At 56.8% G+C, this 18208-nt stretch carries 13 protein-coding genes; 9 read left to right on the top strand and 4 right to left on the bottom strand.

What is annotated here, in order from left to right; translation table 11 throughout:
• Positions 1-11 precede the first annotated feature (11 nt).
• The 7 genes from AAF465_06775 (at position 12) to AAF465_06745 (ending at position 11767) form a co-directional block, all read left to right on the top strand.
• Positions 12-374 carry a response regulator gene (locus AAF465_06775; protein MEM7082421.1) on the top strand — a complete coding sequence of 121 codons (363 nt, stop codon included), beginning with the start codon at positions 12-14 and terminating at the stop codon, positions 372-374.
• A 2-nt stretch (positions 375-376) separates the two neighbouring features.
• Positions 377-919 carry a chemotaxis protein CheW gene (locus tag AAF465_06770; protein MEM7082420.1) on the top strand — a complete coding sequence of 181 codons (543 nt, stop codon included), beginning with the start codon at positions 377-379 and terminating at the stop codon, positions 917-919.
• A gap of 65 nt (positions 920-984) precedes the next feature.
• Entirely contained in the window at positions 985-3069 is a 2085-nt protein-coding gene (locus AAF465_06765) for a methyl-accepting chemotaxis protein (protein ID MEM7082419.1), read from the top strand.
• 36 nt (positions 3070-3105) lie between these two features.
• The gene (locus tag AAF465_06760; protein ID MEM7082418.1) at positions 3106-8811 is read left to right on the top strand and encodes an Hpt domain-containing protein; all 5706 of its coding nucleotides are present in this window, start codon (positions 3106-3108) and stop codon (positions 8809-8811) included.
• An 8-nt stretch (positions 8812-8819) separates the two neighbouring features.
• Positions 8820-9290 carry a chemotaxis protein CheW gene (locus tag AAF465_06755; protein MEM7082417.1) on the top strand — a complete coding sequence of 157 codons (471 nt, stop codon included), beginning with the start codon at positions 8820-8822 and terminating at the stop codon, positions 9288-9290.
• Between the two features lie 59 nt (positions 9291-9349).
• On the top strand, positions 9350-9799 hold the full coding sequence (locus AAF465_06750; GenBank protein ID MEM7082416.1) for a GNAT family N-acetyltransferase: 450 nt from the start codon (positions 9350-9352) through the stop codon (positions 9797-9799).
• A gap of 189 nt (positions 9800-9988) precedes the next feature.
• Positions 9989-11767, top strand: coding sequence for a hypothetical protein (locus tag AAF465_06745; GenBank protein MEM7082415.1), 1779 nt, complete (start codon positions 9989-9991; stop codon positions 11765-11767).
• 93 nt (positions 11768-11860) lie between these two features.
• Here the strand turns inward: AAF465_06745 and AAF465_06740 are convergent, their stop codons facing one another.
• Together AAF465_06740 and AAF465_06735 are read right to left on the bottom strand one after the other, a co-directional pair.
• Positions 11861-12646, bottom strand: a complete 786-nt coding sequence (locus AAF465_06740; protein MEM7082414.1) for a thrombospondin type 3 repeat-containing protein — start codon at positions 12644-12646, stop codon at positions 11861-11863.
• Positions 12647-12866: 220 nt separating this feature from the next.
• Positions 12867-13607 (bottom strand): 16S rRNA (uracil(1498)-N(3))-methyltransferase, encoded by a 741-nt coding sequence (locus AAF465_06735; protein MEM7082413.1) that lies wholly within the window; start codon positions 13605-13607, stop codon positions 12867-12869.
• Positions 13608-13905: 298 nt separating this feature from the next.
• Between AAF465_06735 and ampD the strand changes: the two genes are divergently transcribed.
• Positions 13906-14478, top strand: coding sequence for a 1,6-anhydro-N-acetylmuramyl-L-alanine amidase AmpD (gene ampD, locus AAF465_06730; GenBank protein ID MEM7082412.1), 573 nt, complete (start codon positions 13906-13908; stop codon positions 14476-14478).
• A gap of 208 nt (positions 14479-14686) precedes the next feature.
• On the top strand, positions 14687-15592 hold the full coding sequence (gene ampE, locus AAF465_06725; protein ID MEM7082411.1) for a regulatory signaling modulator protein AmpE: 906 nt from the start codon (positions 14687-14689) through the stop codon (positions 15590-15592).
• A 7-nt stretch (positions 15593-15599) separates the two neighbouring features.
• Here ampE and AAF465_06720 read toward each other — a convergent pair whose 3' ends face one another.
• Positions 15600-16151, bottom strand: coding sequence for a cob(I)yrinic acid a,c-diamide adenosyltransferase (locus tag AAF465_06720; GenBank protein ID MEM7082410.1), 552 nt, complete (start codon positions 16149-16151; stop codon positions 15600-15602).
• 167 nt (positions 16152-16318) lie between these two features.
• A complete protein-coding gene (locus AAF465_06715; GenBank protein MEM7082409.1) occupies positions 16319-18160 on the bottom strand; it encodes a TonB-dependent receptor in 1842 nt (613 codons plus the stop codon).
• Positions 18161-18208: the final 48 nt, after the last annotated feature.

Genomic DNA, 18208 nt, shown 5'->3' with positions numbered 1-18208 from the left:
CGGGAGAAACCATGCCAGTCGTACTTATCGTTGATGATTCACCGACGGAGGTGCACGTGATCAAAGCGGCGCTCGAGAGTGAGGGTTACGACATCCTATCGGCCGAAAGCGGCGAAGTGGGTGTTCAAATCGCGCGCGACAAGCAGCCCGATCTGATTCTTATGGATGTGGTAATGCCTGGCCTAAACGGCTTTCAGGCCACACGGCAATTGAGTCGGGATCCGGCCACCGCCGATATTCCGGTGATCATGGTGACCACCAAGAATCAAAAAACGGACCGCATTTGGGGCATGCGACAAGGCGCTGTCGATTATATCGTTAAGCCTTTTTCCGCGGCTGACCTCATCGAAAAGACGGCGGCTGCACTGGCCTGATTATGACGCAGTCAAGTCTGTCCGGATTATCCGATCAACCGTTCGCGCTGCTGCGCGAAATGGAAAGCCGCGCGCGCGCCGCCGACGTGCAGGTGCAAAAAGCGCGCACCGAATGGGTGGGAGTTGGTGTCGCGATTGATGGTATCAACTACCTGGTTCCCCAAGAGCAGGTGCTCGAAGTGCTCAAGAAACCGGCCACCACGCGCGTTCCGGGCTCTCGGCGCTGGATGCTGGGGTTGTCGAACGTACGCGGCACGCTGTTTCCGGTCATCGATGTGCGTTTGTACTGTGGTGATCAACCGACGCTCATCGGTCGAGATAGCCGCATTGTGCTGATTAATATTGAGCCGGCGCCGGTGGCGATCGTCGTGGATGAAGTGTTCGGCTTTCGCCGCTTTCCGGCCAAGATGACGATGGCGCCGCGCTCGTCCTCTCCGTTGAGCGATTTTGTGTTGGGCACCTTTGCCCAGGACGATAGCAATTGGGCGGTGATCGATGTCATTAAACTGATTAATAGCGGTGGCGACGGCGCCGCAATGCACTAGCGGCACATTTGCAGCGGTGCTTCAAGCAACAGGCAACAATCGCATTAACGGACGAGTATTGAATCATGATGAGACGTGAGCGAGGGGCGGGTAGCGCCCTGTTTTTCGGCATCTTGCTCTGCATTTTGTTGATTGCGGCTGCCGCTCTCCATGTGCTGGGCAATCGTGAAGCAGCCGGTGCGAGCCAGCACGCTCAGTTTTTGACGCTGTCATCCGAGGCGCTCACCGCCGCACTGGATGCGCAAGAAGCCGTGAATGGACAAGAAGCGGCCTTTGAGCGACTGAAAAAACAAAACAGTCGTTTCATGAATCAGCGAGAAGTTCAGCGCAACGCCGCGAGTATCGATGGGCTCAATGCCGAACGTGTTGCGGGCTCGTGGGGGTTGGTCGTTGCCAGCGTTAAGAAGGTGATCGATGGACAAGAAGCGGTCATCGGAAGCCTTGACTCGGCCGCACTTGCGAGCCAACGCGTTGGGGCATTGCTCAGTGAAATGGGTAACGTGACCGCGGCGCTTACGCCTCGACAGCGTCAGCAATTCTCGCCGGTACTCGAGCGTGTGGAGTTACAGGCCGAACAGCTTGTTTTGGCCCTGGAGCAGCGCGGACTGGCGCTGACGGCCAAACCGATGCAAGACCCGGAACTGTTTTTGCGCGAGGTGGTGAGCAGCTTTGGCGGCTCGGGCACTGTAGCTGGCGTGCCGGCCTTGAGCGGTGCGCAACAGTCTCAACTGACGGCCGTGCAAAGCGCGATGGCCAGTGTCTCTCAAGAGTTGGGTAACACGCTTACCGCGTTGGAGGCGGCAAAAGAAACGCAGCTCGCGGCGGCGCAAATCGATACAGCTGCTCGTGCGTTGAATCTGCGTTTGGGCAGCGTGCGCGCCGAAGCCGGTACGAGTTCATGGTGGCAGTCGTCGTGGTTACCACTCGCATTGCTCGGTGGCGCGTTATTGTCGGCTCTGGGACTGATGATCGGCGCGCGATCACGCCCTGAAGAGCCACCGGTAGCGGTAGAGACGGGCTCGGATGTGGCCGATAAACAGCAAGAAGCCATCTTGCGTCTGCTCGACGAGATGGGTGATCTGGCCGACGGCGACCTGACGGTGGAAGCCACAGTAACCGAGGACATCACCGGTGCGATTGCGGATGCGATTAACTACGCGATCGAGGCCTTGCGCGACCTCGTGTCGACCATCGATGGTGCGGCCGAGTCAGTCGATTCTGCCGCTCGCCAAACACAGGCCTCAGCCAACCATCTGGCCAAGGCCAGTGACAACCAATCCAAACAAGTGGCGTCGGCGACCGATTCGATTGCAAAGATGGCCCACTCCATCGAGCAGGTGTCGAGCAATGCCGAACGCTCCAGCGAAGTGACACGTCATTCGGTTGAAATTGCGCACAAGGGCGGTGAGGCCGTGCGTCGCACGATCGACGGGATGAACACCATTCGGGAGACCATTCAAGACACATCGAAGCGTATTAAGCGCCTCGGTGAGAGTTCTCAAGAAATTGGCAACATCGTTGAACTGATTAACGACATTGCCGAGCAAACCAATATTTTGGCGCTCAACGCCTCCATTCAGGCGTCGATGGCCGGCGAAGCTGGTCGCGGTTTTGGTGTGGTGGCCGACGAAGTGCAACGGCTCGCCGAACGTAGCACCAACGCCACTAAACAAATCGAAGTGCTGGTCAAAACCATTCAGGCCGACACCAATGAAGCGGTCGTCTCGATGGAGCGCAGCACAACCGATGTCGTGAGCGGCGCGCTGCTGGCTGAAAACGCGGGCGCGGCCCTCGACGAAATCGAAAAAGTGTCGAATCAGATTGCCAGTTTGGTACAAAACATTTCCGGGTCTGCTCGACAACAGGCCACGGCGGCCTCGGACGTCACGCGTAACATGAGCGTACTGCAGGAAATCAGCGCGCAAACGGCAGAAAACACCAGTGCGACGTCGGACTCGATCAGCAAGCTGGCGGAGATGGCCTCTCAGCTTCGACACTCGGTGACCGGGTTTACGCTGCCAAAAGAAATGGTGATGGAGGAAGCGGAGGCCGTGGCCGAAGAAGAGGACGCCCTGTTACAGGACCTTGTGGCGACCGAAGAGAACGACTTTATTGAAACCATTATCGAAAACGAGAAATCCTCAACGTGAAAGAGCCGGTAGACACCACACGCAGCGAGGGCAGCGATGAGTAATGTGGCCACGCGATCGCCTGCCGAGGGTTTGGAGTGGGTGCGAGTAGAGCTGAGCACCACGTTCGGCGACGCGCGTAACCAACTCCAGAAGTACGCAGACAATCGCGACGCGAAAGAGCACTTGGCCAATGTTGGTGATCTGCTCCACGCTGCACACGGCGCCTTGCGCATGGTCGAGGTATACGGCGGTGCACTACTGGTTGAAGAGATGGTGTCGCTCGCGCGCAAAATGCACGATGGCGACGCGGGCATCGACGACGGTCTCGAAGTGCTGTCACGCGCGATTGTTCAGATTCCTGGTTATCTCGACCGTGTTGCCGGCGGCGGCCACGACGTGCCGCTGGTGTTGCTGCCGCTGCTCAACGATTTGCGCGCCGTGCGCGGCAGTCCGCTGTTGTCGGAAAGCTCGCTGTTTGTGCTCAACATTGACCAGGGTGGCGCCACGCCCGAGCGTGCCAAACCGCCGGAAAGTCTGGACTACAAAGTGCTGGCTCGAAAGCTCCGACCACACTATCAAAAGGCGCTATTAGGCTGGCTTCGTGGTGAAGATGCGCTCAATAATCTTGCGCGTCTGGGCGGTGTGGCCGCCAAACTTGAGGCCGGAGCCGCCGTATCGTCTGTGTACCAGTTTTGGTGGGTGCTGGGGGGCGTTGTCGAGGCGGTTCAAGAAAGTGGTCTATTACCAAGCGCCGCGATTAAGCGTCTGCTGGGACAGGCGGATGCGGTGCTCAAGCGCCTAACGCTCGAGGGCGAGGAAGGCTTTACTCAAGATCCCCCTCGCAATCTGATTAACAACCTATTGTATTACGTCGCGCGCTCTGACTCCGACGGAAAGCGTGTCACCGGCATCAAGAATTCATTTAGTTTGTCGGAGCTTCTCGAGCCGGGCGAGGCGGGAACAGCCGGCGAACACACCTCGCTCCAGGGGCCGAGCGTGGAGCTAATGAAAACCGTTGGCGCGGCAATCAAGCAAGACGTGGGCAACGTTAAAGACGCGATCGACGTCTTTGTGCGCACCAAGAGCGACAACCATCAAGAGCTCGAGCCCGAGCGCGAATCGATGAAAAAACTCAGCGACACGCTGGGCATGCTGGGACTGGACGCATTGCGCCAGCAGGTTGCCGGCGAAGCGCGGCGGTTGCACACCTTTATTGAGGACAAGCGCTCAGGCGACGACGAGCTTTTGCATATCGCGGCGACGTTGATCAATGTCGAAGACGCGATCGACGAGCAGCTCTTGGGCGTCATTATTCCCGAGAAAAAAGACGAACAGCCGACGAGCGCGAGCGATGTGGCGGCGGCGGCGGATCGCAAAAACGTGGCCGGTGCCGTGCTGCGCGAATGTGTCGTGAACCTGACCCGTATTAAAGAGATGCTGTCGCAGTTTGTCGACAATCCGGATCACGGCGCGGTGCTCGATTCGATTCCCAAGCTTATTACGGGTATTCGAGCCGGACTTGGCATGCTCGAAAAAGAGCGTGCGGCTGAGCTTCTTGAACGCATTGAATGGCATATCAGTGCGGTGACGGGCGAAGACGACATCAACCGCCACACGCATGAGCTTGATCGTCTCGCCGATGCGATTGTGAGCATCGAGTACTACATGGAAACAGTGCGGTCGGGCCGGTCTGATCCTTGGTATATGCTCGACAACGCCGAACGCTGCCTGGAGTCGATTAAACGTCAACCGGACACCGAGGGACCGGCGGCGGTTGACACGACCCCACAGATCGATGAGCCGGCGTCGACGGGCGTCTTTGAAGCCACCGGTGTGCGCCAGGCCGCGAAGCTTAATGCCGATTCCGACGCCGCGCGTCGGGCGGCGGCGCTCGAAGAGCCCATTGCGGGCATCAGTGGCCGACGGGTTGATCCGGAGCTACTCGAACTCTTTATTGAGGAAGCCAAAGAGGAAGTGGTGACGTTGCGTCGCGCCTTGCCTCGTTGGAAGCAGGAGCTGACCAATCGGGAAGTGCTGCTAACGATTCGACGTTCCTTACACACACTTAAAGGCAGCGGTCGCATGGTCGGTGCGATGCTGATTGGCGAATACGCCTGGAGCTTCGAGAATCTGGTCAATAAAGTCGTCGGCCATGATTTTGAAGCCACACCCGAGGTGGTGGCGACGGTTGAAGAAGCCGTTGACGGCTTGCCAGCGCTCATTGAGCAGCTAGAGATGGGCACACCGACGCCGGCGTCGCTCAACCGATTGATGGAGCGCGCTTGGCAGCTGGTTGAACGGCCGATCGAAAAAGAAGAGCCGTTTGATGAGTTTGCGGTAGAGTCGAACGACGCCGAGTCTGACGTCGAGCTGCCGGCGGTGGACGAGGAACCATCGGCGGTAGCGCAGGATGTGGTAACCGGACTGGAAGAGGTCTTGGAAGATTTGGGCGATGCCCCACCGGCGGCTGACGCTACCGTACCCCCTGCCGACGATACGATGACTGAGCTTGAAATATCCGAGGATGTCATCGACGACAGTTTGATCGTGGCCATCGCCGAAGATGCCTTTGACCGAGGCGAGGCGCGTCCCGAAGTGGATGATAAAGATCGCGATGACACCGTCAGCGTTCCTGCCTTCGACGCACCGCCTGACGAAGACCCATCGCCAGCGACCTCGGAGGTGCCGAGCACCGACGACACGTCGATCACGGCGATGGTGCCGGGCGTCGTGCTGGAAATGCAGCCGCAAGAAGCGCCACCCGATCATTTGGTGTCGGAGTTGCCCCCGACATTCGACGATGCCGCCGTCGATACGTCGGATGCGGAGCAGGCTGAAGAGGCCAACGATGCGGAGTACGCGATTACGCTCGATCCGACACTCTACGACATTTTTCTCAAAGAGAGCCTCGGTCATCTTGAAAACGTACGGCAGTTTATTCTTGAGGTGTCGCAACAGGCCGAGCCCTTTGCGGTGAGCGAGCCGCTCCATCGCGCCTGGCACACGCTCAGCGGCAGCTCCAATACGGCGCACGTGCAGCCTTTGGCGGCGATTGCGACTCCGCTCAACCAACACCTACGAACCGCGCGGGCGGAAAGTTTGCCGCTCAGCCATGAAGCAGTCGCGATTATCGGGCGCGCGGCTGATCAGTTCGAGTTTCTCGTGCGTGGCGTCAATTCGCTCACTGAGCTGCCCGATCAGTCGTGGCTGCTCGCGGACATCGATTCACTGCCACAGCTGTTTGATTCCGCTCAACAGGCGGTCGAAGCACTCGAGCGTACCGGCGAAGTGATGCTGCCGCCGACCGATGAAGGCCCTGGCTACGATCCGGACATCGCGTCGATTTTTTCCGAAGAGGCGGTGGAGATACTCGACGCGTCAGAGCAGGCGCTCAGAGGGTGGTTTGCCCACGACGAATCCAGTCCGCAACGTCTCGAAGAATTGCTGCGCCATTTGCATACGCTCAAAGGCGGCGCGCGCATGGCGGGCATTGCGGCGATGGGCGATTTGAGTCACGAGACCGAATCGTTGGCAGAGCATCTTCGTGAAGGCGGTGAGGCGCCAACACCGGAGCATGAAAAGACGATTCGAGCCAGTTTTGACCAGCTTCATGCGATGACCGATCAACTCACGCGAAGCGTGGCGGTCACTCCGCAGCCGGCGTTAATCGATGCACTCCAGGCATTGCTGCGCGGTGAGCTTCCGGCCGAGGTGCCGGTTATGACGCGCGAAGTGTCCGTGGAGCCGGAGGCGAAAATCGAGCCTGAACCCGCATCAGCACCGCCCGTGCTCGAAGACGTGTTTGAGCAGGCACCGATTGAGAGACGCGATAGCGTGTTCGATGAGCCGGCCATCCACGCGCACGATGACACCGAAGTCGACACCGGCGAGGCCGTGTCGTCGTTAGCAACCAGCGTGAGTGATGAGCCGAAGTCCCAAGACAAAGCGCGCATCGATGCGCGTCTGCTCGACGATATGCTAAACAATGCGGGCGAAGTGAGCATTTTCCATGCTCGACTCGAAGAACAGGTGGGCTCGATTTCGTTTAATCTCACCGAACATCAGCAAACCGTCATGCGTTTGCGCGAACAGCTGCGCAAACTCGAAATTGAAACGGAAGCGCAAATTCTTCATCGGCATCAAGATCAGACAACGCGCGATGAAGAATTCGATCCTCTGGAGCTCGATCGCTATTCCGGCCTGCAGCAGCTCTCGCGAGCGCTCGCCGAATCGGTCAGTGACCTGGCCAGCCTGCAAGATTTGATGACCGATATCGCGCGCGAATCTGAATCGCTGCTGGTGCAACAAGCGCGTGTGACCGGCGAACTCCAAGATGCGCTCATTCGATCGCGTATGCTGCCGTTTTCACACTTTGTTTCACGCTTCGAGCGTATCGTGCGGCAGGCCGCCAGCGAGCATAACAAGCAGGCCCGCCTGGTAGTGACCGGCGCCTCGGGAGAACTCGATCGGCAAGTGTTGCAGCGAATGTTACCGCCGTTTGAGCACATGCTGCGAAATGCCGTTATCCACGGAATCGAAACGCCGCAAGCACGTCAAGGCGCCGGCAAGCCCGAGCAGGGCATTGTCAATATCGACCTGACGCGCGAAGGCGCTGAAATGGTTATACGGGTTACCGATGATGGGCGTGGACTGGACGCCGAGGCGATTGTACAAAAAGCGCAAGCGCTGGGTTTGGTCGATGATGCGCGTCCACTCGATGATCGGGCGGCGTATGACCTTATCTTCCGTCACGGCTTTAGCACGGCGAGCAGTGTTACCCAGTCGGCGGGGCGGGGCGTGGGCATGGACGTCGTCGCCAGTGAAGTGAAAGAACTGGGCGGCTCGATTCAGCTCGACTCGCAGTTCGGTCAAGAGACGGTCATAACGATACGTTTACCGCTCACCCTTGCGGTGAGTCAGGCGTTGTTGGTTCGCTGCGGCACCGAGCGCTTTGCGATTCCATTGCCGGCAGTGCACGGTGTGGTGCGCGCTGAGCGAGACGATGTGCTCAACTGTCTGGAAGCGGACATTGAGTACGCTCACGAAGGCGAAAACTACAGTGTGCGTAAGCTGAGTCCGTATCTCGGCGGCGCTGAACTCAGCGCTGAGAGTTTGGAGGGCGCTTCAATTCCATTGATTCTAGTCCGAGCCGGTGAAGAATCGTGCGCGTTGCTCGCCGATGAGTTGCTCGGTAGCCGTGAGGTCGTGGTTAAGTCGGCAGGGCCGATGGTGTCTAGCATTACGGGCGTCGCGGGCGCCACCATTTTGGGCGACGGCAGCATCGTCGTGATTCTCGATGTGGCTTCACTGATTCGCAACAACACTCACGAGCGTGACGGCGATGACTTTGTGATAGCTGAGTCGAGCGAGGACCTGCGCCCAGTTGTGTTGGTCGTCGACGATTCCATTACAGTGCGTCGCGTGACACAGCGTCTGCTCGAGCGCAATAGCATGAAAGTGCTGCTGGCGAAAGACGGCGTCGATGCGGTCGCGGTGATGCAAGAACAGGTGCCCGACTGCGTGTTGCTCGACATTGAAATGCCACGTATGGACGGCTATGAAGTGGCCTCGCATATTCGCAATACGGATGCACTCCAACACGTGCCGATCTGCATGATCACATCGCGAGTGGGGGAAAAGCATCGGGCTCGCGCCTTTGAGTTGGGAGTCGATAAGTACCTCGGTAAGCCGTACCAGGAGAACGCCTTACTGGATGTCCTGCAGCCCTTGCTCGCACGCGCGATCAAACAACGAAGTTAGGAACGCGAATGTCCGACGAAACTAATGAAGTGCAAAGCCTGCTCATTCCGTTAGCCGATAAGACGTTGCTGATTCCGCGCTCGAACGTGATGGAAGTGATCAGTCTCAATGAGCTAGAAGATAACCCCGGCAGTGTGCCGTGGTTTGTGGGCTCCGCCGAGTGGGAAGGCTCGTTGATTCCCGTGGTGTCATTTGAGGGAATCTGCGGCGACGACCTGCCACCCTCTGCGGGCCGTTCGCGCGTGGTGCTCGTACGCTGCCTGACCGATCATCTCAACACGCGCGCGTTTGGTTTGATCAGCCAGGGCTTTCCTCAGCTTGTGCGGGTGCAAGAGGATGCGCTCTCCCTTGAGCCTCAGCAGTTTGGTGAATCACTTCCCGTGCTGTGTCAGGTCACGATGGCCAGCCAATCACCGCTCATTCCCGACATTGAGAAGCTCGAGCGATTGGTCAGCGATGCGTTGGCGGTGACCAGTTAACTGCCTTTGCGCTGAACGCTTTTTCAGCACCAGTCCGGACTGAACGGAGTCGCTCTGCGGTGATCCGACCAATCGAAGAAAAAGACCTGCCGGCGCTGTTCACCCTTCGACCCCAAACACGGGAGAATCCAGTATCTGTCGAGCGCTTAACGGAGCTGGGCATTACGCCTGATTCGCTGGCCGCGGCGCTGCGTGATTCGCAACGAGGCTGGCTCTATGAGACGGATGCTCAGGTCGGCGGCTTCGCCATGGGGGATGCGGCGAACCATGAGCTCACCGTGATTGCGCTGTTGCCGGAGTATGAGGGCCAAGGCATTGGCGGTCAGTTACTATCGCGCGTTGAAGGCTGGTTAGCGTCGACGGGTTGCCAGCAGATCTGGCTGGCAACCAGCCTCGATCCTGCGCTTCGGGCCTACGGTTTCTACTTACGAAATGGTTGGCGCGATTGGAAAATCGAGGACGGGCAGCGGTTGATGAGAAAAACCGTCGCTCAATCGAGTGAGTCGTAGAATAGAGACCCATCGCTTCATTCGACTCGTGCTTCCACCGGTCGAGTTGGGAATCTCGACAGAGTGGTGAAGGGTGGGCAGACAATCTTGAAAGGGTAAACACCCATTCGTTGTTTGTCTTTAGGCATAAGGTTCAAAGAGTCGTCGTCATTGACTTACCGCACGAGTATTGCTATCCCAGCAACTACGATGAATGCACCTGCACAGTCTGTTACCAATAAATTGGGCCCGCTGATTGGCGTGACAATCAGTACCGGCGCCTTTGTCTACTGGTGCCTGATTGATCCCAATCCGATTTTCTGCACCTTTGTGCTGGTCTATTCCCTGCTTATAAATGGGTTTATCTATTTCGTGAAATTGAGGCACGGCATGAGCCAGGATCTGCCGTGGGAATCCAACTACAGTCGGCAAGACCTCGGTATCGTGCAGATTGCGGGCGACAACTTTGACAACGCGATAAGCAATAAAGCCTCCGAAAAGCTCAAGCTATTTCTCTATTCGCTTACCGATATCGCGATCGTGCCGGCGAATATTTTGCGTGGCGCGCTGCTCGTGCTAATCACGCCAATGAGACACTGGAATTCCGTGTTCGTCGCCCATTACGTGCCGAACTACGTGATCGTCTCGTCGAGCGTATTGGGAGTCGGCATCTTACTTTTCTTTAATTACCCGGATCACGTCTTAGTCGTGGGTGGGGTTCTTGAATTTCTCTACTACTTGTTCCCATTTTACGCCATCTTTGTGTTTATTGTCTTCGGTCAGAACTTTGAGGCCAATAAGTTGATCGCGCGCTTCCACCCTAACGTCACGATTATATTGACCGTCTTGCTTTTTGCATTAGGCGCACTGCTATCGAATGCCTCGATTGCGATGGACGCAGAGTCGGTGTCGTTGATGGAATTCCTGCGTACGAATGTGATGGATACGATTCGCTCCTTGCCGGGACGAATTCAGGCTGTCGGCGATATTTACGCCAGTATTCCAGACTTATTGAATGGCACGCTGACGGTGAGCGAGAAGCAAGATCTGCATCTGATTGCGCTGCTGTCTTTTGTGATTGGCGGTCTGGGTCTGAAAGGGCTCACCCGTAGCTTCACCGCCCGTACCGATACAGCCCAGCTGGAGGCGGTCATTCACTTGGTGAATGACGGTCGTATTAGACGCGCAAGAAAATACGCTAAGCGCATAAAACCACAGTCCGCTGTCGCCCATTCTGTTTTGGCAAGCGTCTATTTTCACGACAATGATTTCGAGTCATTTAAGCAGCAGCTGATGCTGTCGAGTCAGGCGGCGTTCTACGATACGCACCAAAAAGACCCCGACGCGCACAATTTTGCGGTGTTGTGCAATTTTATCGGCGGACTGCTGAAAAAAGACCGCAGTCCGGTCATTCTCAGCGTCCACTACAACGATTTCATCCGTGACCCATCTTACTTATGCGTCATGCTGTTCTTTGTTTTTTCAGTTTCCCCGCGTCCGCCGAAAAGCAAGTCGATATCGGCCGAGGAAGCAAACGAAAAGCTATCCAATTGGATCAATCAGATTGGGTACAGCACGCCGTCCCCGAGTCTTGAGAATTTTTACGACTGGCGTGAACGCGGCTATAACGATGCCGATGCGTTTGGCTCTGAGGATGCGGATCAACCCGCGCTGATATGCATTGCACTACGGCTGGTAGCGCTGCTTGTCTTGCAGCAGCAAATTACGGCCTATCGATCTGAAGTCGATCAAGCCGGTCTTAAAATTGCCGAGCTTGCCAATAAGATTCCCCGATACTGCGAGCGGCTATTTCGTCGTGTTGAACCACTTGAGACCGCTCAGCAGGCGATATTCGCTACGCTGGTGCTGCAGGCGCTCGAGAAAGCCAACACTCCCTATGTTGCTCAGCTTCGTGATCGTTATGTCTCTGTCAGCGAACGCGCCAATGCGTTAATTCGAATCGACAAAGGGGCGAGCCGTCGCTCGTGAAACGGGTTGGGAGTCTTGCGCCTGATCAGTTGATCACGCCGAAGATGAAAGCGCCGTTCGTTTGCGTGATCGTTTGGTGTTTATTGTCTTCGTCTATTGAGCGACGCCGCAGTCATTAGGTAGACCGCTGGGCCCTGTCGGCATAAAAAAGCGTTGAGCGACAATGGAAAGGTCGGCAAAATTGGTCAGGTCGTCGCCATTGAGGTCGGTCACTAAGTCGCCCGCAAGCAGAAAGTTGTTGCTAAAGAAAGAAAGATCAAGAAAATTAACGAGGCAATCTTGGTTAAAATCTGCATCGCACGCGTTGCCCACGTTGTCCCCGTCGGTGTCCCGTTGATCGGGGTTGGCGAGCGCGCTGCAGTTATCGGCGATGTCAAATACACCATCACCATCGCTGTCGATCGGCGCTGAGCCTGCGACGATGATCGTTAGGCCGCCGACAAATGTATCGGGTCGGGTATAGACGCCTGGATTAAGCAGCGCAAAATCAAGGCCGATCACTTCTACCGTTGAGTTGAGCGAATAGTCGTCCTCAAAGGCAAACAGTCCGTCGAATACCAGCGCGAAGTCGTCCTGACCTTGGCCTGCGCCATCACTGTCGAGCTGCAGTTGAGTGATGTCTGCATTGCCCGAAAAAGAGACTGCGGAGGACAATGAAAAAAGTGCGTTTTGCAGCGAATTGTTAAACGGATCGCCGCCGATGAGATTCGACCAATTTAATCCACCGCCCGCACCGAGCGTCATTTTGCTGCCGCTTCCGGAAAACTCTGCGAAGGTGCCGCCATCATTTGTTGGGTAAAACGCGACGGAGATGGCGCCGAGCGATTGCGGAGCGGCCAGAGCAAGTAGCGCAGCAAGCAGTGTTATTGATGATCTCATTGTTACGCTCCTTTCGATTGAATTCGACGCGGACTGTCGGCGTCACCGACATCTTACGAGAAAGCGAATGGCGTTCGGCACGGATGTGACTTAATGCGTGACGGGGCACCGATGCACGCGGTATTGATCGCGTATCGAAATGGACAATCTTGACGCTTCCTAAACTGTATAGCGCCAACGCGTCGAGTTTTCCCTCACCCTCGAAACACCGAGAACTTGATCACGTGGGCGGTGCCAGGTCTCCCCACAGTTGTTGGCAGAGCGCAACAGCGACGATGCCCGCGGTTTCGCTGCGCAATACTCGTGGTCCAAGTGTCATCGTCGCCGCACCGTGAGCCTTGAGTTGATTCACTTCATCTGGTGAGAAGCCACCTTCCGGACCGATGGCGATCGACACATCGGTGGGACGCGAAATCGAGGACAGCGCGGTCGGCGTGCTCCAGGGGTCGAGTACAAGCCGTTGCGTTTGAGTGGTCTGCGCGATTGCGGCCTCCAGATCAGTGGGTGCGGCGATCACTGGGATGCGTGAGCGCCCGCTCTGCTCACACGCCGAAACAGCAATGCCCTGCCAATGTGCGACGCGCTTGGCCACTCGATTGGATGGCAGCTTGGCGGTGGTGCGTTCTGTGATGACCGGTACGATTCGATTTACACCTAGTTCAGTCGCTTTTTGGATGCAAAAATCAAATCGTTCCTTGCGAATCAGACTTTGTATGAGCGTGATGTGTAATGCGCTTTCAGTGTCGACGTGTGCGGCATCTGTGATACGAAGCGCAACGGCTTTTCGCGACAGCGTGTCGATCTGCGCGACAAATTCGTGATCACCGTTATTGAACAGCACTACCTCGTCGCCCGGTCGCAACCTCAGCACCTGCGTCAGATAGTGCGCTTGATTGTCCTGAACGGTCACACGGGTATTGAGGGCGAGGGGACCTGAAAAATAAAGTCGGTGCTGCCGCATGGCGGAATCTGTTTGGCCGAGTCACACAGAGTGTGACGACTGCCGTCGAATTTCGCAACTGCGCGCAGAGGGTGTTTCAGCGTTGCCGTCAACACGGTTGACGTCCGTTGATGTTGGCCAACAGGGCCGAGACACCATTACGGGCTCCCAATCGGTTTTCGGCCGCCAAACGCGGCGAGTCAACCGGCGGCTGAAGCGAGACGCCGTTTAATGCCGACTTACTCGCTGCCGTATTTATGCGCCGCACCAGTTTTGATAGAGTGCTGCGCCATGATCTTTGTATATGGCTCCGTCCCCCATGCTGCGCATTGACAACACCACCGGCCTCATTCGCGAGGCGGCCTATCACGCATCGCCCAACTGTGATGAGCGGCCCGACGATTGCGCGCCGGAGTTGCTCATCGTGCACAGCATCAGTCTGCCGCCGGGGGAATATGGTGGTCCACACATCATCGATTTTTTTCAAAATCGACTGGCGGTCGACGCACATCCTTATTTTGAAGAGATCCAGGCGCTAAGAGTGTCTGCCCACGTATTGATCGGCCGCAATGGCGAACTGGTGCAGTTTGTGCCGCTGCATTGGCGCGCCTGGCATGCCGGCGAGTCGCAATTTGACGGCCGGACACGCTGTAACGATTTTTCGATCGGCATCGAGCTTGAGGGCACCGATCACACACCGTTTCGCACCATCCAATATTGGAAGCTGGCTTTGCTCGTTGACGCTATTCGGCATGCGTATCCGTCTATGCACCAGTGCCCAGTGGTTGGGCACAGCGATGTGGCGCCAGGTCGCAAGACCGATCCGGGCGTAGAATTTGAATGGTCGCGATTGCAACGTCTGTTGAATACGCTCGGAGGTCACGCGCTCTGACGCGTCAACCGCCGACCCTCGCCTTATGGTGTCATCCACACACGCCACCGGGATGGCAGACAGCCGTTTGTGTGAGGCTGCTTGGCGGGTGTTGTCCTGGCCGTCCTCCACAAGGCGTCTTTTTGTCGAACGCGCTCGGTTCGTGACCGTGGTTTGACACCGGATTTGGCACGCTTGTCTAAATGACTGATTTCGCTATAGTGATCGTATGAAACTGCTTGCATTGCTCATCGCCTACACGCTAGAGCGATTTTTTACGCACCTGTTTGGTTTGCGCGAAATTCGATGGCTCGACGGCTATTTTGATCAAACCTTTAAATGGATGGGCCAGGGGCATGGCATCCGCGCCTACGGGGTGGCGGTGGCCGCGCTATTGGTGTGTGCCTTGCCGATTTTTGCGCTTGCCCATTATCTTGAGAGTGCTTTTTTCGGCGTGTTCTATTTGGCGACGTCGGTGGTTGTGCTGTTTCTGTCGCTTGGGCCACGCGATCTGAGTGCGGAGGTTGAGGAGTTTTCGGAGGCCAGCATGCGCGGCGACCATGAATCGATGCGTCGCGTGGCCAAGGAGCTGCTGGAGTTTGACGCGCCCGAAGAGGAGTGCAAGCTGGGTGGCGCAGTTGCGTCGGCCGTGTTTGTGCAGTCCACCAACCGCACGTTCGGCGTGTTTTTGTGGTTTGTTTTGTTAGGCCCACTGGGTGCGTGGATTTTTCGCGTGTCGGATCTTATGCGTCGCCGCGCGTTTTATGAAAACGAACGGCAGGAGGAAGAGGGCAACACCGAAGCGCCGTACCTACAACCGCTGCAGACGATCCATGGAATCCTAACGTGGCTGCCATCGCGACTGGCCGCCATGAGTTTTGCGCTCGCCGGTAGCTTTGAGCCGGCGACATCAGCATGGAAGGCGTACTACACGGACAACGAAGCACGCTTTTTCGATGCAAATGATGAAGTGGTCGCCTCGGCAGGATGTGGTGCACTGGGGCGCCAGGCACAGGAGGATATGTTGGAAAGCCCGAGCGCCGGTGCGCGTTGTGCATTGAGCTTGGTTGAGCGTTCCACCATCGTATGGCTTGTCGCCATTGCGCTCCTAACGATCGCCGGAGCGGCCATTTAGCGACCGCTCAGCTGGGTTTGCGTTTCCAGAGTACTTCGGTGCCGTTTTCATGGCGTGCCAACACACGCGCAAACACAAACAGTAAATCAGATAGGCGATTGAGGTATTTGGGTGTGGCTTCCACCACCGATTCATGACGCGCCAGAGTCCATACGCGGCGCTCGGCACGACGGCATACGGTGCGCGAGACATGACACGCCGCTGCCGCTGGGCCACCACCGGGCAAGATAAACTCTTTTAGCATCGGTAGATCTTCGTTGAATTCGTCCAGCCAAGACTCGAGTCGATCCACATACTCGGTGGTGATCATTTGCTGACCCGGAATGCAAAGTTCGCCGCCCAGGTCGAATAGATCATGCTGAATGTCGAGTAGGCAGGCGGCTAATTTGTCAGGCAAGCCCTCGACCGCCAAAACAACGCCGATCGTGCTGTTGAGTTCATCGACCGAGCCATACGCTTCGACGCGATGACTGTCTTTGTCGACGCGACTGCCGTCGCCTAGCCCGGTGCTGCCACTGTCACCTGTTCGCGTATAGATTTTACTGAGCCGATGTCCCATGTTGACGATTCCCGTGTGGTGGTGTGAGAGGTAGTGTACGAAGCGAAGCTATCGTTTTCCACACCGGATCGTCGCTGATGCCGCGTGAGGATGGTGTGTCGATCACACGGTCGCGACCGGCGGCGCCTCCGTGCGCCGCTTGAGGGATGTCCAAACTGCTCGTCGCGTTAGCGAACCAGAGACAGCCCGTAGTTGACCTCGACAAAGTAGCTGCGCTCTGCCGTGTTGAAACCGTTTGCAGTTTGATAGTCAGTATCGAGCAGGTTGTCGATGCTGGCACGCACCGTCCAGCGATCGTTTACTCGATGACTATAGCTTAGGTTGCCCAGCCAATACCCAGGGTTGTCTGTGCGTCCGAACGACGCGGAGTCAAAGTCGGGTCGCTTACCGGATGCCAGCACATTGAGACCGATCGTGCCATTGCCGATTTGATATGACGCATTGGCACTCAGCACCTCTTCGGCACGTCGGAGCAGCGTTAGGCCGGTGCCTTCGTCCGTGGGGTCTTGCAGGATTAAGCTTGTCTCAACACGGAGTCGTTCGCCGGCCCACAAATAGCTTAGCTCAAAACCGTCGTTGCTGGTCTCATCAACGTTTTCGTTCATACCAGCAAACGTCGTGAAGTCGGTAACCACAAAGTTGATGAGATTATCGATGTCCTGTTGGAAGGCACGCACGCTGACCATTTGGCGGTCAGAAATTCGAAAACGCGCACCCAGTTCAAGGGTCGTTGATTCTTCCGCGTCGAGCTCAGGATTGCCACCAAACCCGAATCGGTCCGTCGCGTCGGGGGCGCGAAAACCCGTGCCGGCTGCGGCGATGAGCTGTACGCGGGGAGATACGCGATATCCCACGTCTACGTGCCAGGTGGTGGCGCTACCGAAATCGTCATGATCGGTAAAACGTGCGCCAAACGATGCGTCATAGTTTGCGCCGCGAATGCCGTATTCAGCATACGCACCATATACGTTGGTGTCTTCATTGAACGGCGTGCCAAACGACAGCACGTCGGCGTTCTCGTCATAGCCGTACAAGCCCAAGACAACGCGGTTGTCACCGGAGTCGACCAGCGTGTTCTGCCAGTCGAAGCTGTAGCGCTCGGTGGTCACAAAATCGTTTTCGCCGGTGAAGCTAGGCTGATTTTGCTGAATGTCGTCGGTGAGGTGCGCAAGTGTCAATGCGCTCTCCCAGAAGGGGCGGATTTGCGTGACCAATCTGCCCTTAAGTACCTGATTGGTGAAATCCTGGTCAACGGGAGCCAGGAAGAAGTCGGCGTATTCGGTGTTGCCGTCGCTGCGGAACGCGTCGAATTCAAAGCGGTGGTTGTCGACGGTCTGCCAGAGCGAAAAGTTGAAGGACAGATTGTCGTGACCGCGGTCTTCGTCGACACCCTCACGCGTTGCAAAGCCGTCGGTATCGTAATGGGAAACGCCGATATTCGAACCAAACTCGCTGTCACCAAAACCGAACTTCGCACTGACATCCGTGGTGTTAAAGCTCCCGCCGCCTACGGTGAGCGACACGTCCTGTGGTGAGGTTCCTTTACGGGTAATGACATTAATCACGCCACCGATGGCATCGGTGCCATACACTGTGGAGCGAGGTCCTTTGACGATTTCGATGCGCTCGACTAAGTCTGGGTCAATGTTCTGGATCGCCGCTACGCCAATAGTACCGGGATTGATGCGCACGCCGTCGATCAACACGAGCGTGTGATTGCTCTCGGCGCCACGAATAAACACGGACGTGGTCTGGCCGGGGCCGCCGTTACGACCGATATCGAGGCCCGCGTTAAAGCGCAGCACGTCGGCCAAATCGCGTGCGTTTTGTAGCTCGATTTGATCGCGATCGATCACAGTGATGGAGGCGGCCCGACGGGTGGCCCATTCTTCGGCCCGAGACGCGGTAACAATCACGCGCTCTAGGCGAGTTTCTTCGTCGGCTGCGGCGACGGGCGCCCCGCCCGTAGCGACGGTTAATAAACCGGCAATCAGTAGGAGATATTTCACGATAGTATCCTGTGTAGAAATGTTGGGAACGGGCACACAGGTGTCAAC

It is taken from the genome of Pseudomonadota bacterium, assembly GCA_039028935.1.
In the GTDB taxonomy this organism is placed as follows: Bacteria; Pseudomonadota; Gammaproteobacteria; order Steroidobacterales; family SZUA-146; genus SZUA-146.
Note: the sequence above shows the minus strand (reverse complement) of the source record. Positions and strands in the feature narration are given on the sequence as shown.